The sequence below is a fragment of the Bradyrhizobium centrolobii genome (assembly GCF_001641635.1).
GTDB classification, from domain to species: Bacteria; Pseudomonadota; Alphaproteobacteria; order Rhizobiales; family Xanthobacteraceae; genus Bradyrhizobium; species Bradyrhizobium centrolobii.
The window spans coordinates 96,123-120,994 of sequence record NZ_LUUB01000039.1 but is presented as its reverse complement, the minus strand read 5'-3'; the positions used below and the strand labels follow the sequence as shown (position 1 = coordinate 120,994).

General features: G+C 63.5%; 21 protein-coding genes and 2 pseudogenes. 10 read left to right on the top strand and 13 right to left on the bottom strand.

Annotated features, from left to right (window positions below):
• Nucleotides 1-71 (bottom strand): annotated as a pseudogene (locus AYJ54_RS53955) (hypothetical protein); the annotation flags it as partial.
• Nucleotides 72-248: 177 nt separating this feature from the next.
• On the opposite strand from AYJ54_RS53955, the gene ago reads away from it, so the two are divergent.
• Genes ago through AYJ54_RS10325 form a run of 3 tightly spaced genes read left to right on the top strand, consistent with a single transcriptional unit; the run spans nt 249 to nt 4,053 of the window.
• The gene (gene ago, locus AYJ54_RS10335; protein WP_082905585.1) at nt 249-2,540 is read left to right on the top strand and encodes a protein argonaute; all 2,292 of its coding nucleotides are present in this window, start codon (nt 249-251) and stop codon (nt 2,538-2,540) included.
• Complete coding sequence (locus tag AYJ54_RS49155) at nt 2,537-3,739, top strand: PD-(D/E)XK nuclease domain-containing protein (RefSeq protein WP_136623592.1); 1,203 nt, start codon at nt 2,537-2,539, stop codon at nt 3,737-3,739. The genes ago and AYJ54_RS49155 overlap by 4 nt, the downstream gene beginning before the upstream one ends.
• Nucleotides 3,740-3,786: 47 nt before the next feature.
• Nucleotides 3,787-4,053, top strand: coding sequence for a hypothetical protein (locus AYJ54_RS10325; RefSeq protein WP_063698811.1), 267 nt, complete (start codon nt 3,787-3,789; stop codon nt 4,051-4,053).
• A 9-nt stretch (nt 4,054-4,062) separates the two neighbouring features.
• Here AYJ54_RS10325 and lepA read toward each other — a convergent pair whose 3' ends face one another.
• Nucleotides 4,063-5,874: a translation elongation factor 4 gene (gene lepA / locus AYJ54_RS10320; protein WP_063698810.1), complete on the bottom strand. Its 1,812-nt coding sequence runs from the start codon at nt 5,872-5,874 to the stop codon at nt 4,063-4,065.
• Between the two features lie 114 nt (nt 5,875-5,988).
• Here lepA and AYJ54_RS10315 point away from each other — a divergent pair, with 114 nt between their 5' ends.
• On the top strand, nt 5,989-7,614 hold the full coding sequence (locus tag AYJ54_RS10315) for a glycosyltransferase family 39 protein (RefSeq protein WP_063698809.1): 1,626 nt from the start codon (nt 5,989-5,991) through the stop codon (nt 7,612-7,614).
• A gap of 65 nt (nt 7,615-7,679) precedes the next feature.
• On the opposite strand, the gene AYJ54_RS10310 is transcribed toward AYJ54_RS10315, so the two are convergent.
• The 5 genes from AYJ54_RS10310 to AYJ54_RS10290 all read right to left on the bottom strand — a co-directional run bounded on the left by AYJ54_RS10310 (nt 7,680) and on the right by AYJ54_RS10290 (nt 11,678).
• A complete protein-coding gene (locus tag AYJ54_RS10310; RefSeq protein ID WP_063698808.1) occupies nt 7,680-8,006 on the bottom strand; it encodes an HPr family phosphocarrier protein in 327 nt (108 codons plus the stop codon).
• Entirely contained in the window at nt 8,003-8,404 is a 402-nt protein-coding gene (locus AYJ54_RS10305) for a PTS sugar transporter subunit IIA (RefSeq protein ID WP_024339151.1), read from the bottom strand. The genes AYJ54_RS10310 and AYJ54_RS10305 overlap by 4 nt, the downstream gene beginning before the upstream one ends.
• A gap of 133 nt (nt 8,405-8,537) precedes the next feature.
• Complete coding sequence (locus AYJ54_RS10300; protein ID WP_063698807.1) at nt 8,538-9,062, bottom strand: HPr kinase/phosphorylase; 525 nt, start codon at nt 9,060-9,062, stop codon at nt 8,538-8,540.
• A complete protein-coding gene (locus AYJ54_RS10295) occupies nt 9,059-10,861 on the bottom strand; it encodes a sensor histidine kinase (protein WP_063698806.1) in 1,803 nt (600 codons plus the stop codon). The genes AYJ54_RS10300 and AYJ54_RS10295 overlap by 4 nt, the downstream gene beginning before the upstream one ends.
• Before the next feature lie 115 nt (nt 10,862-10,976).
• Nucleotides 10,977-11,678 carry a response regulator transcription factor gene (locus AYJ54_RS10290; RefSeq protein ID WP_063698831.1) on the bottom strand — a complete coding sequence of 234 codons (702 nt, stop codon included), beginning with the start codon at nt 11,676-11,678 and terminating at the stop codon, nt 10,977-10,979.
• 242 nt (nt 11,679-11,920) lie between these two features.
• On the opposite strand from AYJ54_RS10290, the gene AYJ54_RS10285 reads away from it, so the two are divergent.
• The 3 genes and pseudogenes from AYJ54_RS10285 to AYJ54_RS10275 all read left to right on the top strand — a co-directional run bounded on the left by AYJ54_RS10285 (nt 11,921) and on the right by AYJ54_RS10275 (nt 17,184).
• Nucleotides 11,921-12,655 (top strand): HugZ family pyridoxamine 5'-phosphate oxidase, encoded by a 735-nt coding sequence (locus tag AYJ54_RS10285; protein WP_063698805.1) that lies wholly within the window; start codon nt 11,921-11,923, stop codon nt 12,653-12,655.
• 73 nt (nt 12,656-12,728) lie between these two features.
• Nucleotides 12,729-15,297: pseudogene (locus AYJ54_RS10280) on the top strand (CHAT domain-containing protein).
• A gap of 270 nt (nt 15,298-15,567) precedes the next feature.
• Nucleotides 15,568-17,184 carry a phosphoenolpyruvate carboxykinase gene (locus AYJ54_RS10275; RefSeq protein ID WP_063698804.1) on the top strand — a complete coding sequence of 539 codons (1,617 nt, stop codon included), beginning with the start codon at nt 15,568-15,570 and terminating at the stop codon, nt 17,182-17,184.
• A gap of 266 nt (nt 17,185-17,450) precedes the next feature.
• On the opposite strand, the gene AYJ54_RS10270 is transcribed toward AYJ54_RS10275, so the two are convergent.
• The 3 genes from AYJ54_RS10270 to AYJ54_RS10265 form a co-directional block, all read right to left on the bottom strand.
• Nucleotides 17,451-18,266, bottom strand: coding sequence for an acyl-CoA thioesterase (locus tag AYJ54_RS10270; RefSeq protein WP_063698803.1), 816 nt, complete (start codon nt 18,264-18,266; stop codon nt 17,451-17,453).
• A 29-nt stretch (nt 18,267-18,295) separates the two neighbouring features.
• Complete coding sequence (locus AYJ54_RS50605) at nt 18,296-18,439, bottom strand: hypothetical protein (RefSeq protein WP_161491832.1); 144 nt, start codon at nt 18,437-18,439, stop codon at nt 18,296-18,298.
• Nucleotides 18,440-18,502: 63 nt separating this feature from the next.
• The gene (locus tag AYJ54_RS10265) at nt 18,503-21,019 is read right to left on the bottom strand and encodes a glycogen/starch/alpha-glucan phosphorylase (protein WP_063698802.1); all 2,517 of its coding nucleotides are present in this window, start codon (nt 21,017-21,019) and stop codon (nt 18,503-18,505) included.
• Nucleotides 21,020-21,228: 209 nt separating this feature from the next.
• Here AYJ54_RS10265 and AYJ54_RS10260 point away from each other — a divergent pair, with 209 nt between their 5' ends.
• Nucleotides 21,229-21,462 carry a hypothetical protein gene (locus tag AYJ54_RS10260; protein WP_063698801.1) on the top strand — a complete coding sequence of 78 codons (234 nt, stop codon included), beginning with the start codon at nt 21,229-21,231 and terminating at the stop codon, nt 21,460-21,462.
• A gap of 277 nt (nt 21,463-21,739) precedes the next feature.
• Here the strand turns inward: AYJ54_RS10260 and AYJ54_RS10250 are convergent, their stop codons facing one another.
• Nucleotides 21,740-21,904: an RNA polymerase sigma factor region1.1 domain-containing protein gene (locus tag AYJ54_RS10250; RefSeq protein WP_245328973.1), complete on the bottom strand. Its 165-nt coding sequence runs from the start codon at nt 21,902-21,904 to the stop codon at nt 21,740-21,742.
• Between the two features lie 130 nt (nt 21,905-22,034).
• On the opposite strand from AYJ54_RS10250, the gene AYJ54_RS10245 reads away from it, so the two are divergent.
• Nucleotides 22,035-22,466 carry a hypothetical protein gene (locus AYJ54_RS10245; RefSeq protein ID WP_063698799.1) on the top strand — a complete coding sequence of 144 codons (432 nt, stop codon included), beginning with the start codon at nt 22,035-22,037 and terminating at the stop codon, nt 22,464-22,466.
• Between the two features lie 106 nt (nt 22,467-22,572).
• Here AYJ54_RS10245 and AYJ54_RS10240 read toward each other — a convergent pair whose 3' ends face one another.
• Both AYJ54_RS10240 and pyrE read right to left on the bottom strand, forming a co-directional pair.
• Nucleotides 22,573-23,394: a DUF2865 domain-containing protein gene (locus AYJ54_RS10240; protein WP_245328972.1), complete on the bottom strand. Its 822-nt coding sequence runs from the start codon at nt 23,392-23,394 to the stop codon at nt 22,573-22,575.
• 245 nt (nt 23,395-23,639) lie between these two features.
• Complete coding sequence (gene pyrE / locus AYJ54_RS10235) at nt 23,640-24,203, bottom strand: orotate phosphoribosyltransferase (RefSeq protein ID WP_063698797.1); 564 nt, start codon at nt 24,201-24,203, stop codon at nt 23,640-23,642.
• A gap of 203 nt (nt 24,204-24,406) precedes the next feature.
• Here pyrE and AYJ54_RS10230 point away from each other — a divergent pair.
• Nucleotides 24,407-24,872: glutathione S-transferase N-terminal domain-containing protein (locus AYJ54_RS10230; protein WP_245328971.1), on the top strand; the 466-nt coding region annotated here is incomplete at its 3' end.

The window sequence follows — 24,872 nt, the reverse complement described above, 5'->3', positions numbered from 1 at the left end:
TCCAGAAGCTTGCGCTTACGCGTGATGTCGCCGCCGTAGCACTTTGCGGTGACGTCCTTGCGCAGCGCGCGTGCGATGGACTGCTGCATTGCGCTCGTCCGCGCCCTGGGCGAACTAGAATCGTCTAAGGGGTTCGATCGGCTAATTTTCAGATATATCAACGACTTGCGATGTCGCTTGGTGGGGCCTTTTGTCTGCTACCAAACGTTGATAGATGGGTACGACATCCACCACTCGCGATTCGCTTCATGCCGCAGCCGCGCAACCTCTTTACCAACGGCTTCAAGGTCGAACTGCCCGAGGCGATCGATGTGATCGTTCGCGAATTTCCGAATCCCAGCGAGGTCAAAGCCGAACGCGAGCGACTCGACGGATTTTGGTTCATCCATTGGGTCGGAGGCAAGCTTTATCATTTGCGGCTGCGGAGTGGTGGGCCGAATGTGGACGGGGAGGTCAAACCGTTGCGCGTCCGCTCCCATCCATGGCTGCTGCGTGCGCGTATCGATGACGTCATCGGCGACGCCGTATCGCAGTACACGCCGATCCGTGTCCGGCCGTTCACTTTCCTCGCCCAGAAGGCGGAACTGATCGCGCCGGCGGCCCAGTCAGCCAAAATTTTGCATCCGTTGCTGAGCGGGTTCAAGGTCACGCCCCGCTTTGTCTTGAACGCCAAAGTGTATGAACCGAATGATGGTGTTGCAGGGCTTGGCGTCTTCGTCAATGTCGGGATGCACTACGACATCGACGTGCCGTTGTCGGATCTTCACGCGGCCAATATCGACTTGGCCGGGATGTACGTCGTGCGGCGCAATCCCGAGAAGGGGCAACGCCGTTTGGCCGGCCGAATTGGGCGTCTCGCCGGCACTCAAGTGCACCTCTCGGAGGCGACAGACACCGATGTCGTCCCAGTGGATTCGATCAAGCTTGAAGGGTCGCGCGAGAACGTCGCGCGTTGCCTGACTGGCCTGTTGGGAGCTGGGCGCTACAAGGCCTTGGTGAACGCGCTCGATGACGAGCAGACGGCCTATCGGCTCGGCCCCGACTTTGACGGGGTGGTGGGCAAGATGGGAGCGCATCTCGCAAAAACGCCGCTCCCGATCGCCCAAGGTGTTGAGGCAAAGATCACCGACCGCATCGTGTTCAAGAACGATGACACGACGCGGAGTGTATACGTAACGCCGCCCGTCGATTACGTGTTCGACCGGACCGGCGCCAAGAGCGCTGCTTATGCTTGGCCCGGCCTCTCGCAATTCGGCCCGTATGATCGGGCGACGTTCACCAACAAGTCACCGCGCCTTCTCGTCGTGTTTCCTGCATCAACGCAAGGCAAGGTCGAGGCGCTTCTCCGTGCGTTTCGCGACGGTCTCGGGGCAAGCTATCGAGGCTTTCCAAAAGGTTTCCGTGATCTCTTCGGCTTGGTGCAGGTCGACTTCGTGATGTGCCCGGTCGCGGTTTCCATCGCCGATAAGGCGACAGCGGAAGCGACCTATCGCCAAGCGATTGAGGCGCGCCTCTCGTCGGGCGAGGAAGTTCAGGGCAGCATTATTGTTTTGTTTGATGAGCATGCGCATTTAAAGGGTTTGCAGAACCCGTACATTCGGACGAAGGCGCTTCTCCTCACGCTTGGCATTCCGACCCAAGAGGTGCGCATGTGGACGGTAGGGCAGCCGCCGGGGCAGCTGCAATACACGCTGCAGAATTTCTCGGTTTCGGTCTACGCTAAGCTCAACGGCACCCCATGGACGGTCAATCAGGATAAGGCGATCAGCGACGAGCTGGTGGTCGGGATGGGATTTGCTGAGCTTTCCGGCAGCCGCTTCGAAGACCGCCAGAGATTTGTAGGCATCACCACGGTTTTCAGTGGCGATGGCACGTACCTCCTTGGCAATGTGTCGAAGGAGTGCAATTACGCGGGCTATCCCGACATGGTCCGCGAGTCTATGTTGGGAATTCTCAAAGAGCTGAAGGCGCGAAACAACTGGCGGCCCGGCGATACGGTCCGCGTCATCTTCCATGCACATCGGCCCCTGAAGCGTGTCGACGTTGCGAAGATCGTGTTCGCTTGCACGCGGGAGATCGGTGCCGAGCAAGATATCCAGATGGCGTTCGTTACCGTGTCCCACGACCATCCATTCTTTATCATCGACCGCGGGGAGAAAGGGGAGCCCATCAAGCGAGACAGCGACATTATGAAGGGAATGTTTGCCCCAGTGCGCGGCACGATCGCGCGGATCGGGCGGTCCACGCGACTCCTTGCCGCGAACTCGGGGAAACTGATCAAACGCCAGAATTCTCCACTGCCCGCGCCCTTGCTCATTTCGTTGCATGAAGATTCGACATTCAAGGATGTCGACTATCTGGCCGAACAGGTCTTGAAATTCACGAGCCTGTCCTGGCGGTCAACGCTGCCCGCAGGTACGCCTGTGACGATTTTCTACTCGGAACGCATCGCCGAGCTTCTCGGGCGGCTTAAGGATGTTCCCAACTTCTCGACGACCGCTCTTTCTGTGAAACTTAAATGGAGCCGGTGGTTCTTATGAGCCAGCTGGTCCTAAGCGCCAGTGCCTCCCTGATCAACGCCGCGAGCGCGGTCTTGCACGCGCCATCGTGCTGGCCTGAGCCCGCGACAGGTCTTGCCAGCCGGATTTTCGCGCGAGCGGGGATGCCCGCCATCCCGCTGATGTCGCAGCCGCTGCGCCAGACGAGCGCTGCGCTTCTGCGCCGGACTCCTGAGATCGCTGCGTTCGGCTATGTACTGGATCGCGCTGACGCGGACACATTGGCGCTGTGGAACGAAGCTATCGAGCATCTGCGCGGACGTGAAATCTATCCCGCCGACCGGCAATCCTTCATCTTCAATCCGATCGAAATTCTTGGGGTGGCCGCTGGCGTGCTGCTACCCTCTGTGCCGACTGAGCACCGCGAATGGCTGGCAGGCACCATCATGCGAGGGCTAACACAAGGACAGTTTCGCACGCCCTTGTCGCGTCTTGCGGCGCATGCCGCCCTGATTGCCGTTGACGATGCCGCTGGGCGCAAGCAACCCGCGGTCGCTCTGGATGTGCAGGCATTGGGAACTGCTGATCTCACGCTTGCCGCCGCGATCTATCTTACCTTCGGCGGCCCGACCGCCGGCGAGGATGCACAAATTGAACAAGCGTTGATGTCTAGGTCGCTGACGCAACCCATCCCAATTGGCGATGCGGCAGAAGCCGCGGCTCTTGTCGTATTGGCTAACCGGGCGGCCGAGCGGGCAGCGCTGGCGTCAGACGAGATCGGTCCCGAGGAGAGGATCGTCGCATTATGCCGAAGATTTCCGCTTTTCGTGGGTCGCCTTCAAAATCGCCAGAGAGGTAGACCGCCCTTCGAAGTCGATGACGAGTACGATGTGCAAGATATCCTGCATGCCATTCTTAATTTGCATTTTGATGATGTGCGGCCCGAGGAATACACGCCGAGCTACGCCGGGAATGCATCGCGTGTCGACTTCTATTTACCGCGCGAGCGGATCGTTGTTGAGGCGAAGATGACGCGTCCTAACCTGGGTCAGAAAGAGGCCGCCAATCAGCTCGTCATCGACGTAGCGCGGTATGCGCAGATGCCGACCGTCGATACGCTGATCTGCCTAGTCTACGATCCTGAGAGGCGATGCGATAATCCGCGGACCTTGGAAAATGATTTAGAGGCCAGCGTTGGGCGCCTGAAGGTGCGGGTCATCGTGTGTCCGCAGGGCTTGTAGCGGGCGGTCCCCGCTTACGCTTCTGGCAGCAAGCTGGCGGAAGCCAAATGAAGCAGGCGCGGCTCACCTTTCGTGGGAAGGATCGGGTTGCGACCCCTTACTATGGGGAGGCAAGGCCTACCGATCACGTCAGCTGCGATGATGACATCCTGCCGGTGTTTTGCCCGACGAGTCAAATGGACTTCGTAAAATCGAAAAAGGGCAATGCCGACAAGCCGCCGGCTACTTTGCATGGGGTTGTTTTCGAGATTTTATTGTCCGGTCGCGAAAGGCTCGGACCGGACCCTGATCTGGTCACGCTTCAGGTGGCTTGAGCGTGGACCTCAGCTATCCACCTTCAGCGCAGCAATGAAAGCTTCCTGCGGGATGTCGACCTTGCCGAACTGCCGCATCTTCTTCTTGCCTTCCTTCTGCTTCTCCAGAAGCTTGCGCTTACGCGTGATGTCGCCGCCGTAGCACTTTGCGGTGACGTCCTTGCGCAGCGCGCGCACCGTCTCGCGTGCGATCACCTTGCCGCCGATCGCCGCCTGGATCGGGATCTGGAACATGTGCGGCGGGATCAGCTCCTTCATCTTCTCGACCATGGCGCGGCCGCGGCCCTCGGCGCGGGTGCGATGCACCAGCATGGAGAGCGCATCGACCGGCTCGGCATTGACCAGGATCTGCATCTTGACGAGGTCGGCCGGCTTGTAGTCGGTGAGATGATAGTCGAATGAGGCGTAGCCCTTGGAGACCGACTTCAGGCGGTCATAGAAATCGAACACGACCTCGTTGAGCGGCAAATCGTATTTCACCATCGCGCGGGAGCCGACGTAAGTGAGCTCCTTCTGCGAGCCGCGGCGGTCCTGGCACAGCTTCAGCACGCTGCCGAGATATTCGTCCGGGGTGAGGATCGTGGCTTCGATCCAGGGCTCGTCGATCTCCGCGATCTTGACCACGTCGGGCATGTCGACGGGATTGTGGATCTCGATCTCGGTGCCGTCGGTCAGCCTCATCTTGTAGATGACGCTCGGCGCGGTCGCGATCAGGTTGAGATCGAATTCGCGCGACAGCCGCTCCTGGATGATCTCGAGGTGCAACAGCCCGAGGAAGCCGCAGCGGAAGCCGAAGCCCAGCGCGGCTGAGGTCTCCATCTCGAAGGAGAAGCTGGCGTCGTTGAGGCGCAGCTTGCCCATCGCGGCGCGCAAGGTTTCGAAATCATCGGCGTCGACCGGGAACAGGCCGCAGAACACCACCGGGATCGCCGGCTTGAAGCCCGGCAGCATTTCCGCAACCGGCTTCTTGTCGTCGGTGATGGTGTCTCCGACGCGGGTGTCGGCGACTTCCTTGATCGCGGCGGTGATGAAGCCGATCTCGCCGGGGCCGAGCTCCTCGACCTGCTGCATCTTCGGCGTGAAGAAGCCGACGCGCTCGACGTCGTAGGCCGCGCCTGTACCCATCATGCGGACGCGCTGGCCTTTCTTCATGACGCCGTCGACGACGCGGATCAGAACGACCACGCCGAGATAGACGTCGTACCAGCTGTCGACCAGCAGCGCCTTCAGCGTCGCGTCGCGATCGCCCTTCGGCGGCGGCAGGCGGGTGACGATGGCTTCCAGCACGTCGGGCACGCCGAGGCCGGTCTTCGCCGAGATCATCACGGCATCCGAGGCGTCGATGCCGATGACGTCCTCGATCTGCTGCTTGACCTTCTCCGGCTCGGCGGCCGGCAGGTCGACCTTGTTCAGGACCGGAACGATCTCGTGATTGTTGTCGAGCGCCTGGTAGACGTTGGCGAGCGTCTGCGCTTCCACGCCCTGGCTGGCGTCGACCACCAGCACGGAACCCTCGCAGGCCGCCAGCGACCGCGAGACCTCGTAGGCGAAGTCGACGTGGCCGGGCGTGTCCATCAGGTTGAAGATGTAATCCTTGCCGTCCTTGGCGCGGTACTGCAGCCGAACGGTCTGCGCCTTGATGGTGATGCCGCGCTCGCGCTCGATATCCATGGAATCGAGCACCTGCTCCTTGCCTGCCATTTCGCGGTCGGACAGGCCGCCGGTCATCTGGATCAAGCGGTCGGCCAGCGTCGATTTGCCATGGTCGATATGGGCGACGATGGAGAAATTGCGGATGTTGGAAATGGGGACGGTCGTCATGGGCGCGGGATACCACTCACATCCCCGTGCGGCAACCATATTGCTGTATTTTCAGGGCCTTTCTTCACGCCAAGCTGATTCCACCAGGGTCAAAAACGCGCTACGCAACGGCTGATGTCGACGACCTCTCTTCCCTCCGCCAGACCGCGCGCGAAGACCCGCGTGAGTTACAACCGCTTCCGGGCGTGGCTGGTCGCCTGCGCGACCCGGCCGGAGGCCCGCCTGTCGCTGGTGATCCAGCTTGCCATCCTGCATGCGGTGCTCTGGACCTTCATCCTGATCAATCTCAAGGCGGCGCAGGACGTTCACATGGACGTCGCAGAAGCCTACGCCTGGGGCCAGAAATTCCTGCTCGGCTACGGCAAGCATCCGCCGCTGTCGGGCTGGATCGCGGGCCTCTGGTTCAAGGCGTTCCCGGCGACGGACTGGGCGACCTATGCGCTCGCGATGGCGACCGTCAGCGTCGGCATGGTGATCTGCTGGCTCGTCGCGCTGCGCGTGGTGGATGCAAGGCGCGCGTTCCTGGTCGTGGTGATGGTCGCGCTCTACCCGATCTTCAATTTCAAGGGCTTCAAGTACAATCCCGACCTGCTGCAGCTCGTCACTCTGCCGCTCCTCGTGCTCGCTTATCTCAACGCCTTCGAGAAAGGGACCTGGCACTCCGGCATCTGGCTCGGGCTTGCCGGCGCGCTGGCGCTGATGACCAAGTACTGGGTGCTGACCATGATCGGCGCCATCGGGCTCGCCGCGCTGATCCATCCCGAGCGGCTGAAGTTCCTGTTGTCGCCGGCGCCGTGGGTCGCGATCGTAACGCTCGTCGTCGCGATGATCCCGCACATCGTCTGGCTTGCCGATGTGCATTTCGTGCCGCTGACCTACGCGGGCGATACGTACAGTCTCGAGGATAGCGGCCTCGTGCACCAGCTCGTACTCGGCTACGTCCTGCACAATGTCGCGCTGCTGGCATTGCCGGTCGCGCTCGCCGCGCTTGCGATGGCGCTGGTGCCGCCATGGTTCACGCTGTTCCTGCGTGCGCCCTTGCGCATCGTCACGCGCGCCTGGGCGCGCGGCACCAATCCCGGCGTCAACCGTTCGCAGGCGCTGAATGTCTGGATCATCCAGATCATCGTTGCGATCGGCCCGCCGCTCGGTGCGCTCGTCTTCAGCATCTACATGAAGACCGATTGGGGCATCTCGCTGTTCTTCCTGGTGCCGCTGGCGCTGGTCGCCATTCCTGCGCTGCGGGTGCAGAGCGCGAGCCTGTTCAACATCGCCGCGATCTGGCTCGTGCTCAGCGTCGCAACGCTCGCTGCCTCACCGTGGATCGCCGCGCGCGAGATGGCGGCCAATGCGGGCAATACGGCGACCTATGGCGCGCGCTCGGAGCTCGCGCGCGAACTGACGCAGGCCTGGCACAGCCGCTTCGCCTCGCGCTGGGCGGTCGTCGCCGGCACGATGGAAACCATCCAGCCGATGGTGTTCTACAGCCCCGATCATCCGAGCCCGTTCACGCCGAACGAAGCCTGGAGCTCCGGGCTGACTTCGCCCGAGGACGTCAAGAAGTATGGTTTCATCGGCGTGTTCGATCCGACCGACGGCCGCCTGCCGGCGTTCGAGAAATGGGTGTCGGAGACCGCGCCGAATGCCGAGCGCATGGTGATGACGACGCGGCGCTTCACCCACGGCAAGGCCGGGCCGGCGATGACCTGGAACGTCTACATCGCGCCGCCGGAGAAGTGACGCTTCCACCTCTCCCCGCAAGAGCGGGGCGAGGCGGCGCAGCAAGGCGCTTGGCGAGAGGAGCCTTACGTCCCTTCCTCGTTGAACTTGCTCTCGACGAGCTCGGTGATTGCCGCGAGCGCGGCTTCGGCATCGCTGCCTGCGGCCGCCACCGTGATGGTGGTGCCGGGGCCGGCGGCCAGCATCATCAGGCCCATGATCGAGGTGCCGCCGACGGTCTCGCCGCCGCGCGTCACCCAGACTTGCGCGTTGAAGCGCTCGACGGTCTGGACGAATTTCGCCGAGGCGCGGGCGTGCAGCCCGCGCTTGTTGATGATCAAGAGCTCTTTGGAAATCGCTCCTGCGGGCACGCCTGTCCCGGTCTGGTTTCCGAGCGGCGCGTCGTCGCTCATTTGCCGGCGAGCACGCGGCTGGCGATGGTGACGTATTTGCGGCCCGCCTCCTGGGCCATCGCGATCGCGTCGGGCAGCGAACGCTCCTCGCGAACCTTCGCGAGCTTCACCAGCATGGGAAGGTTGATGCCCGCGAGCACCTCGACCTTGGGCCGGCTCATGCAGGAAATCGCAAGGTTGGACGGCGTGCCGCCGAACATGTCGGTGAGGATCGCAACGCCGTCGCCGGAATCGACGCGGTTAACCGCTTCGATGATGTCGCTTCGACAGAGATCGGAATCATCCTCGGCGCCGATCGTGATCGCTTCGATTTGCTTTTGTGGGCCCATGACATGTTCAAGCGCCGCCTTGAATTCGTCGGCAAGGCGCCCGTGGGTCACAAGTACTAGACCAATCATCGGAAAACTCCTCGCGGGCGCTCTTGGTGCACCGCACGAACGCGCCACTTTGACCATCCAGAGCCCCCGCGCAAGAGGGGATGTTACGTATCTCCCTGAATCTAGACGGATGGATGAGGGGAGGTGCGCCGGTCTATTCGGTCGCGATAGTGGGGTTCATATGGTTACCATTTCCCTTCAAACAATCGCCTGAAGGGTTAACGGAAGATGAACTCTTGGTAGTGGTCAAGGCCGCGACAACCAAAGGCAGCGGCGAATAGTCGCTCGCGACCGGGATTCGCGGTAATTCGACACCCAAAATGCGTGTTTTCAGCGCTTCGGGCGGCGGCAGGCGTTCGGCGTCAGGAGCGGCGAGATCGACCACGAGGCCGACCGTCGCATGCTCCACGAAGTCGCACTGGCGAATTCCGAGGCCGCGGATCTCGATCAGGCCGGCCAACATGCGGGCAGGGCGGACTACAATTTCGTTGCCGACTGTCGCCAGATGGACACGGTCATCGCCGACCAGAACGGCCTTCTCCACCACCCCGGCGCGGCCGGCCATGATCAACTCAAAGGCAAGCCGCGACTTGCCGGCGCCCGATGGCCCGCAGATCAGCACCGCCAGATTTCCGACCTTGACCGCGGAGGCGTGAACGCTCTGGCCGCCTTCGCTCATAGCGCCGGCAGCCTCACCACGAAGCGCGCGCCGGCAACCGTCGGGGTGCCGTCGGCGTCCGGCGGGCCTGCGCGATTCTCCGCCCAGATGCGCCCGCCATGCGCATCGACGATCTGCTTGGAGATCGAAAGTCCGAGGCCCGAGTTCTGGCCAAAGCCCTGATGCGGCCGGTCGGTGTAGAAGCGCTCGAAGATGCGCTCCAGCGCATCCTCGCGGATGCCGGGGCCGTCGTCGTCGACCACGATCTCGATCTCCGCGCGCACGCGGCGGCAGGTCAGGCGCACCTTGCTGCCGCGCTCGGAGAAGGACTGCGCGTTGGAGAGCAGGTTGGAGACCACCTGTCCAAGTCGTGAATCATGGCCGGGCACGGAAAAGCTGTCGGTCGGGCCACGGCCCTCGAAGCGCGCCTCGACCGCGACGTCGTGGCCGAGCTTGGTCTCGTTGGCGACCGAGGTGAGCGTGGTGAGGAGCCGCTTGAGGTCGACTGGAATGGCATCCTGGCGCTGCAGCTCGGCATCGAGCCGGCTCGCATCCGAGATGTCCGAGATCAGCCGGTCCAGCCGCTTGACGTCATGCTCGATCACCTCGAGCAGGCGTGCGCGGCTGTTCTCGTTGCGTGCCAGCGGCAGTGTCTCGACCGCGGAGCGCAGCGAGGTCAGCGGATTCTTCAGCTCATGCGCGACATCGGCGGCGAACATCTCGATCGCCTCGATGCGGCTGTAGAGGGCGCTGGTCATGTCGCGGAGCGCGCCGGAGAGGTGTCCGATCTCGTCGCGGCGGCGGGTGAAGTCGGGGATTTCGACGCGGGTCTTGATGCGGCGCCGGACGCGCTCGGCGCTGTCTGCGAGCCGGCGCACGGGACCTGCGATCGTGCTCGCGAGCAGGAGCGACAGCATGATCATGACCGCGGCCGCAACGCCGCCGACTTTCAGAATCGCGAGGCGCTCGGCTGTCACCATCTGGTCGATGTCGTCGCCTTGCGTCGACAGCATCAGCGCGCCGTGGATCGCGCGCGAGCGCAGCACGGGGACCGCGACCGAGACGATCACTTCGCCGCGCGAATTGACCCGCACCATCGAGCGCTTCTGGCCCTGGAGCGCATCGGCCACCTCCGAGTAGCCATTGCCATTCTCCGGCCCGAGCTCGCGATAGAGCGGCAGGTCGCCGCGGTTCAGCCAGGTGCGCACCGCGGTCATGCCGCGCTCGACGATGTTCGGCTTCTCGGCGGAGGGTGGCGGCAGGTCGTAGCGAAGCACGTTCTCGAGGTTGCGGCTGTCGAGCAGCAGGCTGCCGTTCGGATCGTAGATGCGGGCGCGCGTCTTGGTCGGCGAGATCAGCGTCCGCAGCACCGGCGCCACGCGCTCCGGATTGATCGGGAAATCCAGCGGCGAATATTCGTCCGACCCGCCATAGGTCTCGCCCGGTTTGAGGTCGAGCAGCCGGTCGGGATCGATGGTGATGGCATTGGTCTGCACGGTGGCCGATGCCGCGATCGCGCCGGCGATGATCTCGGCCTGCACCAGCAGGCTCTGTGCGCGCGCGTCGATCAGGCCGGCGCGGAATTGCGACAGATACAGGATGCTCGCCACCAGCGCGACGAGGCCCGCGAGGTTGAGCGAGACGATGCGGCGGGTCAGGCTCGAGAAGGACAGCGCAAAGAAGAACTGTCCGGCGCGCTTGAGCCAGTTCAGCGGCCGCCAGCCCGGCGCCGCCGGCTTGCCCTTGTCCGAATGAGCCGGAACGCCGCGGGTGGCGTCCTCGGCGTTCAGGCTCGAATCAGGCTGCGTTCGATCAAGCAATGCTTACGCCCGCGTTAGGACAGCTCGTGCGATGGTCCCCGCATCCTAGAGCCATATCGGTTCCGATGGAACAGAACCGACCGGGCCCTGTAGCTTTCGTGAAGGCGCGTGCGCCTCAGGCTTCCTTGAAGCGGTAGCCGACGCCGTAAAGCGTCTCGATCATCTCGAACTCGGTGTCGACCACCTTGAACTTCTTGCGCAGCCGCTTGATGTGGCTGTCGATGGTGCGGTCGTCGACATAGACCTGGTCGTCATAGGCGGCGTCCATCAGCGCGTTGCGGCTCTTGACCACGCCGGGGCGCGTCGCGAGCGCCTGAAGGATGAGGAATTCGGTCACCGTCAGCGTCACCGGCTCGTTCTTCCAGGTGCAGGTGTGACGCTCGGGATCCATGCGCAGAAGGCCGCGGTCGAGCGCCTTGGCGTCGTTCTCCTTCGGCACGGCGGTCGGATCCTTCGGCGCCGAGCGGCGGAGCACCGCCTTGACGCGCTCGACGAGCAGCCGCTGCGAGAACGGTTTGCGTATGAAATCGTCGGCGCCCATCTTGAGGCCGAACAGCTCATCGATCTCTTCATCCTTGGAGGTGAGGAAGATCACCGGCAGGTCTGATTTCTGCCGCAGCCGCCGCAACGTCTCCATCCCGTCCATGCGCGGCATCTTGATGTCGAGGATGGCGAGATCCGGTTGAGTGGTACGAAAACCGTCGAGCGCGGAGGCACCGTCGGTGTAAGTCATGATGCGGTAGCCTTCGGCTTCCAGCGCGATCGAGACGGATGTGAGAATGTTGCGGTCGTCGTCGACCAAAGCGATTGTGGGCATGAGCCTCTGCTTTCTGCTTTCCGTTTTGGGTCGTGGCTTGAAACGGCGAGCAATCCAGTGATGCGCCGCATACATGGGTCCCGAACTTGAGGTTCGAACTTTGTCACCGAGCAATGCAAGCTGGGCTGAAGTGTGACCAAGTTCCACGAAACGCGGCAGATTCGCCGCGTTTCGACCCATAACCGGACCCCCGTTTACCCGAAAAAAGGTCCCCCTTGCAACCTCCTGAGCCGAGAAAGCCGATGCAACCGACCCCCGATTTCGACCCCGGAAAGCTCGCCAAATCGCTGTTGCGCCGCTCCCGGCAGGGCGCCCTGGCAACACTGATGGCCGGCAGCGGCGATCCCTATTGCTCGCTGGTCAATCTGGCGAGCCATCCGGACGGCTCGCCCATCCTGCTGATCTCCCGCCTCGCCGTTCACACCAGGAACATCCTTGCCGATGCCAGGGTCTCCCTGATGCTGGACGAGCGCGCGCCCGGCGATCCCTTGGAGGGCGCCCGGATCATGCTGTCCGGCCAGGCGGAACAAGCCGAGGAGGACCGGGATCTCCTTCAGCGGCGCTATCTCAATGCCCATCCATCGGCGGAAGCCTTTGTTTCGTTTAAGGATTTTTCGTTCTTCCGGATCCATCCCACGGGAACTCATCTGGTTGCCGGCTTTGGCCGGATCGTCGACCTCAAGCCCGAGCAGTTCCTCACCGACCTCGCCGGGGCCGAGGATCTGCTGGCGGCGGAAGAAGGTGCCGTCGCGTACATGAATGCCGATCACCGCGACACCATGGACCTCTATGCGACGAGGCTCCTCAACGCGGCCGCGGGCGACTGGCGCTGCACCGGCTGCGATCCCGAAGGCCTCGACATGCAGGCGGAGCAGAGCGTGCTGCGGCTTGAATTCCCCGAGCGCGTCATCAGCGGCGCCGCACTGCGCAAGATGCTGGTCAGGCTTGCGCGGGAGGCGCGGGCCAAAGGGGAGTAGCTGCGACAAATTGAACGCCCCGGCGCATCGCCGCGACCCAAGACGGTAAATTGGTCGCTAGCCGAGAGGATTCATGAAAGGTCGCCGTTTGACGCTGGTCGCGGGTTTGGCGCTTGCGCTCGCCGCAACGCCCTTGCCCAGAAGGGCGGTCTTGCTGCGCAGAGTGCCAGGATCAACGAGCTCAATCAGGCCGGCAGATATTCGGAAGCACTTCCGTTGGCACAGGCCATGGTCGCAGACCTGGAGAGGAGCAACAACGGCCGCGAACTCGCCGCCGCCTTGAACAATCTCGGTCACGGCCAGGGCCGCGACGATCTGGCCGAGCCGTTGTTCAAGCGCTCCATCGCGCTGATGGAGAAGTCCCTCGGCCTCGAAACCGCATTGGTCGCGGCCGAGCTGACCAATCTCGCCGCGCTTTATCAGCGGCAGGGCCGCTTCGCCGAGGCCGAGCCGCTGTTCAAGCGCGCTCGCCGTTCGCGAAAAGGCCCTGTCGCGCGAGCATCCCGATGTCGGCCAGGCCCTCAACAATCTCGCCACGCTCTATGTCAAGCAGGAGCGTTATGCCGACGCTGAACCTTTGTTCCAGCGGGCGCTTGCCATCTACCAGAAGGTCGCTGGACCCGAACATCCAGCGGTCGCCACCATCCTGAACAACATCGGCCAGCTCGACCGCGATCTCAACCGCGACGCTGACGCCGAAGCGCCGATCAAGCGCTCGCTTGCGATCCGCGAAAAGGTGCTGGGGCCGGATCATCTCGACGTCGCGCGCTCCCTCAATAATCTCGCCGGTCTCTACGAGCACCAACAGCGCTACGCCGACGCCGAGCCGCTCTATCGCCGTGCGCTGGCGATCCGCGAGCATGCGCTCGGCGCCGACCACTCTGACATTGTGACCTCGACGAGCAACCTCGCCTATTTCCTGTACGAGTCCGGGAAGACCGCCGACGCATTGCCGCTCGCGGAAAGGACGCTCGGCAACGATCGCGCGCAGTTGCGCGTCGTGCTGCCGGTCCTGTTCGCCGCGCGTCAGCAATCTCTGCTGCCCGACGGCAAGGCCCTGGACGACGCGCTCGCCGCGATCCAGCGCGCCACGCAATCCTCCGCCGCTTCCGCCGTGAACAAGCTCGCGGTGCGCCTTGCTGCCGGCAGCGATCGGCTCGCCGAACTCGTGCGCCGGGATCAGGACCTCGCGGCCGAGGCCGAGATGCTCGACAAGGCGATCATTGCCGCGGTGTCGAAGCCATCCGCCCAGCGCGACGTCACGGTCGAGCGGCGCAGCCGCGCGGCTCGTGGCGATCGCGAGCGATCGCGCCGGCTTGCAGAAGACGCTTGCCGTCGAATTCCCCGACTACGCCTCGCTCTCCAATCCGCTGCCGCTGACGGCGAAGGACATCCAGGCGCTGTTGTCGGCCGACGAGGCAATGGTGCTCTATTCCGTGGTCGACAAGCGCAGCTATGTCGTCGCGATCACGCGCGAGAGCGTCGACTGGAAGGAAATTCCGCTCGGCGCAAACGATCTGGCGCAGAAACTGTCCGCCTTCCGCCGAGGGCTCGATGTCGGCAAGGCGCGCGATGCGTCGGGCAAGTCGGGATTGTTCGATCTTGCGCTCGCCGACGAGCTCTATGTCGCGCTGCTCGGTCCGGTCGAGGCGCTGACGAAGGAGAAGCGCAGCCTGCTGTTGGTGCCGTCGGGGGCGCTGACTGCGCTGCCGTTTCATCTGCTGGTCACGAAGAAGCCGCAAGCTGCCATCCCTGACACGCTCGAAGGCTACCGCAGCGCCGCCTGGCTGTTGCGGCGTCAGGCGGTGGCTATGCTGCCCTCGGTGGTCAGCCTGAAATCGCTGCGCGCCTTTGTCCGCAAGGACCAGGGCGCCAAGCCGATGACGGGCTTTGGCGATCCGGTGTTCAACCCTTCCGAGGCAATGCCTGCCGACCGGCGCGCGACGAGCGCGAAGGTTGCCGCGCGCAGCCTGGCTGCCGTCGCCTATACCGACTTCTGGCGCGGCGCCGGCGTCGATCGCGCCAGGCTTTCGCAGGCGCTGCCGCCACTGCCAGATACCGCGGACGAGCTCAACGCGGTGGCGAAGGATGTCGGCGCGGCCGAGGCCGATATCCATCTCGGACGCGATGCGAGTGAGACGACGCTCAAGCGTGCAGCGCTTGCTCAATACAGCATCGTCTATTTTGCAACCCACGGCCTCGTCGCCGGCGACGTCAAGGGACTGGGCGAGCCATCACTCGCGCTCTCAATTCCCGATCAGCCCTCCGAACTCGACGACGGTCTCCTCACTGCGAGCGAAGTCGCGCAGCTCAAGCTCAATGCGGATTGGGTGGTGCTGTCGGCGTGCAACACGATTGCCGGTGACAAGCCCGGCGCCGAGGCGCTGTCGGGATTGGCGCGCTCGTTCTTCTACGCCGGTGCCCGCGCGCTGCTGGTCTCGCACTGGGCCGTGGATTCAGAGGCTGCCACCCGCTTGACCACGTCGACTTTCGAGCTGCTCAAGAACGAACCAGAAATTGGCCGTGCCGAAGCCTTGCGGCGCGCGATGCTGGCCTATCTCGATGACGCTTCGTCACCGCGCAATGCCTATCCCGCGATCTGGGCGCCGTTCGTGCTGATCGGCGAGGGTTCCCAGCGGTAGAATATTGCGATTGTGCGCCGCAGCAGTTTTGCTTTGGCTGATTTGGTTGCGCGATCATCGATTGTTTGTCGCACTTCTGCACTGCGATGGACGCGCGACCCATGGGCGCGGTCTTTGAATAAACCAAATCCTGCGGGATCAGCTTGGCAACGCCAGCGTTCATCATTATTAGGTCGTGCAGCCGAGGCTGGATGGGCTATTATTCACGGTGACCGCGATGGCGCCAAAACTTCGTCGCGCTGAGTGACGCGGGATCTAGGAGGATTTTTCGTGCAAGAGACGGGCGTGCGCAACGGTGCCTTCGGCGCCGACAAATTCGGCTTAAAGAATCTCAAACAGGTTCATTGGAACCTCGGCGCACCACAGCTCTATCAATACTCGCTCTCCGCGGGCGAGGCGATGCTGTCTGCCGACGGCGCGCTGTGCGCCGACACAGGCGAATTCACCGGCCGCAGCCCGAAAGACAAGTTCACGGTGCGTGACGACACCACCGACAAGAAGATGTGGTGGGCCGGCAATCAATCGATCACCGCGGAGCAGTTCGAGGCACTCTATCAGGACTTCCTCAAGCACGCCGAAGGCAAGTCGCTGTTTGCGCAGGACCTCTACGGCGGCGCCGATCCGGCCTATCGGATCAAGACGCGCGTATTCACCGAGCTCGCTTGGCATTCGCTGTTCATCCGCACGCTGCTGATCCGCCCCGAGGCGGTTGAGCTGTCGAGCTTCGTGCCGGAACTTACCATCATAGACATGCCGAGCTTCCGCGCCGATCCGAAACGTCACGGCGTGCGCTCGGAGAACGTCGTCGCGATCGACTTCGCGCGCAAGATCGTGCTGATCGGCGGCTCGTACTACGCCGGCGAGATGAAGAAGTCGGTCTTCACCACGCTGAACTATTACCTGCCCGAGCGCGGCGTGATGCCGATGCACTGCTCGGCCAATGTCGGCGCAGGCGGCGATGCCGCGATCTTCTTCGGCCTCTCCGGCACCGGCAAGACCACGCTCTCGGCCGATCCCAACCGCACGCTGATCGGCGATGACGAGCACGGTTGGGGCCCGAACGGCGTGTTCAACTTCGAAGGCGGCTGCTACGCCAAGTGCATCAAGCTGTCCAAGGAAGCCGAGCCCCAGATCTTTGCCGCCTCGACGCGCTTCGGCGCGGTGCTCGAGAACTGCGTACTCGACGAAGATACCCGCGTGGTGGATTTCGACGACGGCTCCAAGACCGAGAACACGCGCTCGGCCTATCCGCTCGACTTCATCCCGAATGCTTCGCGCACCGGCCGCGCGCCGCAGCCGAAGAACGTGGTGATGCTCGCCGCCGACGCCTTCGGCGTGCTGCCGCCGATCGCAAAGCTCTCGCCGGCGCAGGCGATGTATCACTTCCTCTCCGGCTACACTGCCAAGGTCGCGGGCACCGAGCGTGGCCTCGGCAACGAGCCGCAGCCGGAATTCTCGACCTGCTTCGGCTCGCCCTTCCTGCCGCTCGACCCGTCTGTCTACGGCAACATGCTGCGCGACCTGATCGCCCAGCACAATGTCGATTGCTGGCTGGTCAACACCGGTTGGACCGGCGGCAAGTACGGCGTCGGCTCGCGCATGCCGATCAAGGTGACGCGCGCGCTGCTCACCGCGGCGCTCGACGGAAGCTTGCGCAACGTCGAATTCCGCACCGACAAGTATTTCGGCTTCGCGGTCCCGACCGCGCTTCCGGGCGTGCCGAGCGAGATCCTCAACCCGGTCAACACCTGGAAGGACAAGGACGAGTTCGACAAGACCGCCCGCGCGCTGATCGGCATGTTCCAGAAGAACTTTGCGAAGTTCGAAGCCCAGGTCGACGCCGAGGTGCGTGCGGCAGCTCCGGACGTGAAGCTCGCGGCGGAGTAAGGCCTTCGCGGTTGGAATTGAAAAGGGCGGCCGCGAGGCCGCCCTTTTTGTTGTGTGCGCTAGCGCTAGACACACATCAGGTGTCGTCCCGGCGAAGGCCGGGACCCAACCACAGGATCGAGTTTGGCGAAGACTGCCAACCAGCATCTCGCGCCACAACTTCTCCCTGGGGTATGGGTCCCGGCCTTCGCCGGGACGACATTGAGGTAAGATACTGGCGCTCCGTCAGTTACAGCGTTCGCGGCTGGCGCGTCAGCAGACGAAAGCTACGCCTTGAAATACGCGATTTGCGTCGTGGTCGCGAGCAGGCGGCCGTTCGGGGACCATAGCTCGCCGTTCTGATCGCCGTAGCTTTTGTGGAAGATCTTTGCATCAGCGGTGGCGAGCACGCGGGTGATGTCCTCGGCCGCGAGCTCTGCCGCATCGGTGTGGAAATAGGTCGTCAGCGACACCGTGCCGAACGGCACAAGCTCGCGCCGCGCGTGGAAGATGCGGCCGAAAAATGCGTCCGACATCGACATCAGCGACAGCATGTCCAGCTTGCGCGGCGTGCGATCGCCGATCCAGACCTTGGAATAGGTGCTAGCGAGTTCGGCCTGTGGCGGGCCGATCCGCATCTCGCCGTCGACGAACCGGAATTCATACTGGTTGGCCCAGGACGCTGCGATCTTGGGAAAGGGTAGCGTCTGCTCGAACGGCTTGGCGTCGGGGCGTCTCGCGACCTCATGCGACCAGGATGGCCGGCGCTCGGCGAACACGGCGGTGGCCAGCGTTGCGACCTCGCCGCCGCCCTGCGACAGCTCGACGCTCCAGTGCTGGCTGGAGCGGTTGGCCTTCACCAGCCGCACGTCGAGGTCGAACGGCCCCTTCGCGATCGGCGCGCAGTAGTTGACCGTGACCGCCAGGGGATCGCCGGCGGCTTGCGGATGGTCGATCAGCGCCCGCAGGATCGTTGCGGCGGTCGCCCCGCCGAACGGGCCGACAAAGGCCCAGTAGTCGTCGCTGGTATGGCCCTGCCATCTGCTGTCGCCGGCAGTGACGCGCGTTGCCTCGTCGAAGGGGTGCGGGAGCTTGGCGTGCATTATTGGTCCTCAGTGCGGGCAGTCAGTCGTCATTGCGAGGAGCGAAAGCGACGAAGCAATCCAGGCTGCAGCCGCGGCGAGATTCTGGATTGCTTCGCTTCGCTCGCAATGACGACGTTGAGGCAACGGTGGGCCACTGCCCGCACCGTTTCCTTGGAGATGATGACGGTCATATCATCATCTTCGGGAGACAGTGCAATGACCTCTGAGGTAACGGATTCCGTCCAGCGGAAAAATCAGCCCGCGACGTCGCGCAGGTCCGGCAGCAACGGCGTGGTTGGATGCACCGGCACGTTCCAGATCTCCTCGGCGTATTCGCGGATGGTGCGGTCGGAGGAGAACCACGCCATGCGCGCGACGTTGAGGATGCTGGCGCGCGTCCAGGCCGGCACCACCTGCCAGCGCGCGTCGATGCTGCGCTGCGCCTCGTAATAGGAATCGAAGTCGGCGCTGACCATGTAATGGTCGAGATGGCGCAGAGCATGTGCGATGGATTCGAAACGTCCGGGATCGCCGGGCGAGAACTCGCCGGTCGCGATCGAATTGATCGCGCGCAAAAGCTTTGGCGACCTCCGGATCACGTCGGCGGCATCCAGCCCCTGCTTGCGGCGGATCATCACGTCGCCGGCTTCCATGCCGAAGATCGCGATGTTCTCCGCGCCGACATGGTCGCGGATTTCGATGTTCGCGCCGTCGAGCGTGCCGATGGTGATGGCGCCGTTCAGCGCCAGCTTCATGTTGCCGGTGCCGGAGGCCTCCATGCCGGCGGTCGAGATCTGCTCGGAGAGGTCGGCCGCGGGAATGATCACTTCCGCAAGGCTGACATTGTAGTCGGGCAGGAAGGCGACCTTCAGCCTGCCACCGATTGCGGGATCGTTGTTGACGATTTCGGCGACGTCGTTGATCAGCTTGATGATCAGCTTGGCGTAGCGGTAGCTCGCCGCCGCCTTGCCGGCGAAGATTTTCACCCGCGGCACCCAGTTGCCGTTGGGATCGTCCTTCATCGCCTGGTACAGCGCGACCGTTTCGATGATGTTGAGGAGCTGGCGCTTGTATTCGTGGATACGCTTGATCTGCACGTCGAACAGCGCACTCGGATCGACCTGGATGCCGAGCCGCTCGCCGATCAGGCGCGCAAGTGCCGTCTTGTTGTGGTGTTTGACCGCGCGGAATTTCCGTTGAAACTCGACGTCGCTGGCGCGCGCCTCGATCAGGCTGAGCTGCGTCGGATCGTCGAGCACGGCCTCGCCGCAGGTCTCGCGCAACAGGTCGGTCAGCTTCGGGTTCGCCAGCATCAGCCAGCGGCGGAAGGTGATGCCGTTGGTCTTGTTGGTGATGCGGCCGGGATAGAGATGGTTGAGATCGTGGAACACGGTCTCGCGCATCAGGTCCGAATGCATCGCCGAGACGCCATTGATGCGGTGTGAGCCGACGAAGGCAAGCTGGCCCATGCGCACGCGGCGGCCGCTCTTCTCGTCGATCAGCGAGACCGAGGCACGGAAATCGATATCGCCGGGGCAGCGCGCTTCGGCAAGCGCCAGATGCTGGACGTTGATCCGGTAGATGATCTCGAGGTGCCGCGGCAACAAGCGCTCGAACAGCTCGACCGGCCAGGTCTCCAGTGCCTCGGGCAGCAGAGTGTGATTGGTGTAGGAGAGGGTTGCGACCGTGATCTTCCAGGCCTCGTCCCAGCGGAAATTGTGCAGGTCGACCAGGATCCGCATCAGCTCGGTGACCGCGAGGCTCGGATGCGTGTCGTTGAGCTGCACCGCGACCTTCGCCGACAGGCTGCGCAACTGGCCATCGGACGACAGGTGCCGCTTGACGAGATCCTGCAGCGAGGCCGAGACGAAGAAATATTCCTGGCGCAGCCGCAGCTCGCGGCCCGCAGGGCTTTCGTCGTTCGGATAAAGGAATTTGCAGATCGCCTCCGCGCGCGCCTGCTCGGAGCTCGCGCTGACATAGTCGCCGGAGTTGAACACGTCGAGCTTCAACGGATCGGGCGAGCGTGCCGACCAGAGGCGGAGCGCGTTGACGTGCTGGCCGCGCCAGCCGACGATCGGCGTGTCATAGGCGATCGCCTGCACCGTCTCGGCCGGGTGCCAGATCGCGCGGTCACGGCCCTTGTCGTCGATATGCTCGACGCCGCCGCCGAAATGGACGTGATAGATCACCTCCGGCCGCTGCAATTCCCAGGGATTGCCGAAGCTCAGCCATTCGTCCGGATATTCCTGCTGCCAGCCCTGATTGATGATCTGGCGGAACAGGCCGTAATCGTAGCGGATGCCGTAGCCGATCGCGGGGATCGACAGCGTCGCCATGCTTTCCATGAAGCAGGCGGCGAGCCGGCCGAGGCCGCCATTGCCGAGCGCCGCATCCGGCTCGCATTTGCGCAAGTCAGGGAGCGAGACGCCGAGATCGCCAAGCGCAACCTCGAAGATATTGAGCAGCCCCATGTTGTTCAGCGCGTCGGTGAAGAGGCGGCCGATCAGGAATTCGAGCGAGAGGTAGTAGACGCGCTTGCGCCCCGCGTCGTAGCTGCGCTTCTCCGCGGTGAGCCAGCGATGCACGATGCGGTCGCGCAGCGCGAGCGCGGCGGCCTGGTACCAGTCGTGCTTGGTCGCCATGCCGGCGTCCTTGCCGATGGCAAGGCGGAGCTTCGCCAGGATCGCACCCTTGATCTCGGTCAGCGCCAGTTCGTCGATGGGCTGGCCGGGTGCGGGAAAATTGGGCTGGAACGATGAATCTTGCAAAGCCGTCACTTCCTGGTCGCGAGACTACTGAACTCAAGCTTACGCGTCCTGCCCCCGGACCGGAACCACTGCCGGCGCGGCCGTGCACTGCGCTGGCGTAATTTTATGCAAGGAATGGGCCGATTTGGGAACCCGGGCGCGCACGGAGAAACGTGGATTCGATGCGAGATTGCGGGCAGATTCAGCCATCAGTGTGGAGGAGACGCCCCATGAGACTGCTGATTGAAATCGCCGCCGCAGCTTTGCTCGTCGTCTGCATCACCGCATCCAGCGCCGCCTTCGCCGCCGGCAAATCGGGCCGCAGCGCCGACGGCCTGACCTGCGCCGTCTCGCTGCAGCAAACCGCCACTCCCGCAGTGCGCTGTGCCGCCATCAAGCACCAATGCGGCGGCAAGTTCTATGCGAGCGCGTGCGGCGACAAGCTGATGTCGGCGGCGAATTGAGGGGCGAGGGCTCGCCGCAACGAACGGCCGCCACAAACAAGGTGTTGCTCCGGCGAAGGCTCCCACCACATCGTCGTCCCGGCGAAGGCTTCCGCCACAACGTCGTCCTGGCGAAAGCCAGGACCCATTACCCCGACTGTTAGAGGAGGCCCGACCGGTCGTTCCAGTCGGGATTGTTTTCTTCGATCAGCTTGATCTTCCAATCGCGTTCCCAGAACTTGAGCCGTTTTTCGCGCGCAATGGTTTCCGGCGGCATTGTCGGGCACGGCTTTCGGATTCAGGTTTGATCGTCATCGATGAGATTTATTCCTTCGTCGCTCAAAGCCTGCATGACAGCTTCGATATCCTCCGGCTCAGTGGTGGCTGAGGGTAGCAATTCGTTGAGCTGTTCGAAGGTAACGAAGCCTGTCCGACGACTAAGCTCGATGATCCTCTGAATCATTTGCTGTCGCCTCATTCTGTCCTGTGCTCAGAACAAATTAAGAACACTTTAGCAAGTCTTTGATATATCATTGTGATTCGGCGCGTTGCCGACACAATATCTAGCGTCTGTCCGACTTCGCGAGGACTACATGTCCACCATTGCCTTCGATCAGTTTGCCCTCACCCGGATCGCCGATTTTGCGCGCTCGCTGTCGCGGCTGCATCAGGCGGCGCGGCGCTATGCGGTCGATGACGACCAGTTCGACCGCGAGTTCAACGCGGTCTGCCAGTCGATCTGGGGCTACACCATCGACGACATCAGCGACGATCTGTTCTCCGCCGAGGACCACCTGTTCCTCGACACGCTGGATGAGGCGAATGCGCGCATCTTCGCGGCCGAGCAGGGCTATGACCTCGTCGACGATCAGGGCATGCTGACCGACTGGTGGGGCTTTTGCTGGATGATCCTGGCCGAGAAGCGCGGGCTGCTCACGCCGGACAACCGCGCCGCCGCGCGTGCCGCGATCGAGGAGAAATATCTGGCGGCGCCGAACGTGATCGGGGTGATTATCGGGCGGTAGCGCAACATCCTCCGTCATTGCGAGCAAAGCGAAGCAATCCAGAGTGTCGCCGCGGGGGCATTTCTGGATTGCTTCGCTTCGCTCGCAATGACGGCTTGGTTGGGACCTAATCCAGCCCCGCGCGCTTCGCCGGTTTCTGCGCCTGCGTCTTCGGCACCGTCACATCAGGCGGCGTCTCGCGCACGATCTCCGCGCCCGGCGCATCCGCGGCCACCGTCTCGGCGCGGACCGGGGCGACCTTCATCTCGCCGAGGCGCGCGCGGACCTGGGCGGTGAGGCCCGGATAGGAGGCGACCGGCGTGAACTCCGCGGCCTGGTCGTTGCCGACGCGGATGCCGGTATAGGCAACGAGGCCGTCGGAGGTTGCGATCACGTCGCCGGCCTTCAGCGAGCCGTCCAGCGCGAGATCGACCGGGGCGAGGCCGACCGGCTCGCGGCCGTTGCAGGTGCAGTCGGCACGTAGCGCCTTGCGATAGGCGAACGCATTCTCGCTGTCGGCGTAACGCTCACCCGTCTGCGAATAAGCGCCGTCGATGCTGGAACCGAAATAGACCTTCGTGGCGGTGGCGGGACAGAAGGCCTGACACATCTGCGCCGGCGAAGCGATGCCGCGCATCAGCGGAAAGTATTTTCCGTCGCAGGTGCGTACGCAGAAGGCCGGGCCCGAGCCGCCGGCCGCCGCCGTCCGCGCCGGCGGGACGTATTGCTGCTGGACGGGCGCGTTCTGCTGGCCGGTGAAGGGATCGGTGTAGGAGCTCCCCTGCGGCACCTCGCGCTGCGGTCGCTGCTGCTGCATTCCGCCGAAGAAGAAGTCGAACAGGCCTTGGGCCGAAACGGGGGCCGGTGCCGCGACGATTGGAGCCGCCAGGATGGAGGCCGCAAGGAGCACGCGACGCTGTCGCCGCGCATGGGACAACTCTGTACGCAATGCTCACTCCACCCGAAGCTACTGAACCGGCTGCAACCAGGGAGGTCTCAGCACATGATTCACCATAAGGCGCGATGGTAAATGAGCAGTTGCGCGGGGGCGGTTTCAAGACGAGGCGGTGACCTCTTTATGGCCGCGCAGCCTTTCGGTGGACCTGTGTCCCGGCCACCACAATCTTTCGGTCGGCAAAAAAAGCGAATGCCCGGTCAAGCCCAGACAGGACGAACCGAGAGAGCTTCGCCGCTTCACGCCTTCAAGAATTCCGACGCCTTGTAGAGCGAGCGGAACGGCAGGCCGGCGTGTCCGAACGTATCGGTGGCACCTTCCTCGCGGTCGACCATGGTGAGCACCAGCACCACATTGGCACCGCTCTCGCGCACCGATTCCACCGCCTTCATCGCCGAGCCGCCGGTGGTGGTGACGTCCTCGACGATCACGACGCGCTTGCCCTCAAGCGTCTCGCCCTTGGCGAGGCCCTCGATCGCGAGCTTAGCGCCGTGCTCCTTCGGCTTCTTGCGCACGAAGAAGGCCGCGATCGGATGGCCCTTGATCCAGGAGATCTGCGCCAGCGCGCCGGCAAGCGGCACCGCGCCCATCTCGAGCCCGCCGATGAAATCGAGCTGGTCGTCCTTCAGCGCCTCATAGGTCAGCTCGGCGAGCAGGGTCGCGCCCTCCGGGTCCAGCATCGTCGGCTTCAGGTTGAAGTAGAAATCGCTCTTGCGGCCCGACGCGAGCGTCACCTCGCCGCGGCCGAAGGAGCGCCGGCGGATGATTTCGAACAGGCGGGCGCGGGAGGCAGATTTCGACACGACGGTCCCTCGGGAGCTTTTTGGAGGAGGCGGAATTTATCCGCCACGGCGGCGACATTCCAGAGGGCGCGGTGCCTGTCAAATCGCCCGTCAACAGGGGAGCGGCCGCGCGGGCGGCCGGTCCGCCATTCCCGCACCGCCGGTTGTAGGGGTGCAACCTTCTGGAGTAGTTGAGGGCCATCTCTTGGGGAAGGAAACAGGGAATGACCATCGAGCTCCACACCTGGAACACTCCGAACGGCCGCAAAATCTCGGTCGCGCTGGAGGAAATGGGGCTGCCCTACAAGGTGATCCCGGTGAACATCACCAAGGGCGAGCAGATGGCGCCGGAGTTCCTCAAGCTCAGCCCGAACAACAAGATCCCGGCGATCGTCGACCCCGAAGGGCCCGACGGCAAGCCCGTCAGCGTGTTCGAGTCCGGCGCGATCCTGCTCTATCTCGGCGAGAAGACCGGAAAATTCCTGCCGAAATCGCTGGCCGGACGCATCCCGGTCTACGAATGGCTGATGTGGCAGATGGGCGGCTTCGGTCCGATGCCCGGCCAGGTGCACCACTTCATCGCGCTCGAGAATGAGCAGGACCGCGCCTACGGCCTGAAGCGCTTCATGGCGGAGACGCGCCGGCTCTATGGCGTGCTGGATCGCCGGCTCGAGGGCCGCGATTTCGTGG

What these genes read in the sequence shown, in the direction of transcription:
- AYJ54_RS10290 (WP_063698831.1), bottom strand. Translation starts at nt 11,678, where the DNA reads ATGCCCACAATCGCTTTGGTCGACGACGACCGCAACATTCTCACATCC.
- AYJ54_RS49155 (WP_136623592.1), top strand. Translation starts at nt 2,537, where the DNA reads ATGAGCCAGCTGGTCCTAAGCGCCAGTGCCTCCCTGATCAACGCCGCG.
- AYJ54_RS10250 (WP_245328973.1), bottom strand. Translation starts at nt 21,904, where the DNA reads ATGATTCAGAGGATCATCGAGCTTAGTCGTCGGACAGGCTTCGTTACC.
- AYJ54_RS10260 (WP_063698801.1), top strand. Translation starts at nt 21,229, where the DNA reads ATGAGACTGCTGATTGAAATCGCCGCCGCAGCTTTGCTCGTCGTCTGC.
- AYJ54_RS50605 (WP_161491832.1), bottom strand. Translation starts at nt 18,439, where the DNA reads ATGACCGTCATCATCTCCAAGGAAACGGTGCGGGCAGTGGCCCACCGT.
- AYJ54_RS10325 (WP_063698811.1), top strand. Translation starts at nt 3,787, where the DNA reads ATGAAGCAGGCGCGGCTCACCTTTCGTGGGAAGGATCGGGTTGCGACC.
- AYJ54_RS10300 (WP_063698807.1), bottom strand. Translation starts at nt 9,062, where the DNA reads ATGAGCGAAGGCGGCCAGAGCGTTCACGCCTCCGCGGTCAAGGTCGGA.
- AYJ54_RS10245 (WP_063698799.1), top strand. Translation starts at nt 22,035, where the DNA reads ATGTCCACCATTGCCTTCGATCAGTTTGCCCTCACCCGGATCGCCGAT.
- ago (WP_082905585.1), top strand. Translation starts at nt 249, where the DNA reads ATGCCGCAGCCGCGCAACCTCTTTACCAACGGCTTCAAGGTCGAACTG.
- AYJ54_RS10285 (WP_063698805.1), top strand. Translation starts at nt 11,921, where the DNA reads ATGCAACCGACCCCCGATTTCGACCCCGGAAAGCTCGCCAAATCGCTG.
- AYJ54_RS10315 (WP_063698809.1), top strand. Translation starts at nt 5,989, where the DNA reads ATGTCGACGACCTCTCTTCCCTCCGCCAGACCGCGCGCGAAGACCCGC.
- AYJ54_RS10270 (WP_063698803.1), bottom strand. Translation starts at nt 18,266, where the DNA reads ATGCACGCCAAGCTCCCGCACCCCTTCGACGAGGCAACGCGCGTCACT.
- AYJ54_RS10305 (WP_024339151.1), bottom strand. Translation starts at nt 8,404, where the DNA reads ATGATTGGTCTAGTACTTGTGACCCACGGGCGCCTTGCCGACGAATTC.
- AYJ54_RS10310 (WP_063698808.1), bottom strand. Translation starts at nt 8,006, where the DNA reads ATGAGCGACGACGCGCCGCTCGGAAACCAGACCGGGACAGGCGTGCCC.
- lepA (WP_063698810.1), bottom strand. Translation starts at nt 5,874, where the DNA reads ATGACGACCGTCCCCATTTCCAACATCCGCAATTTCTCCATCGTCGCC.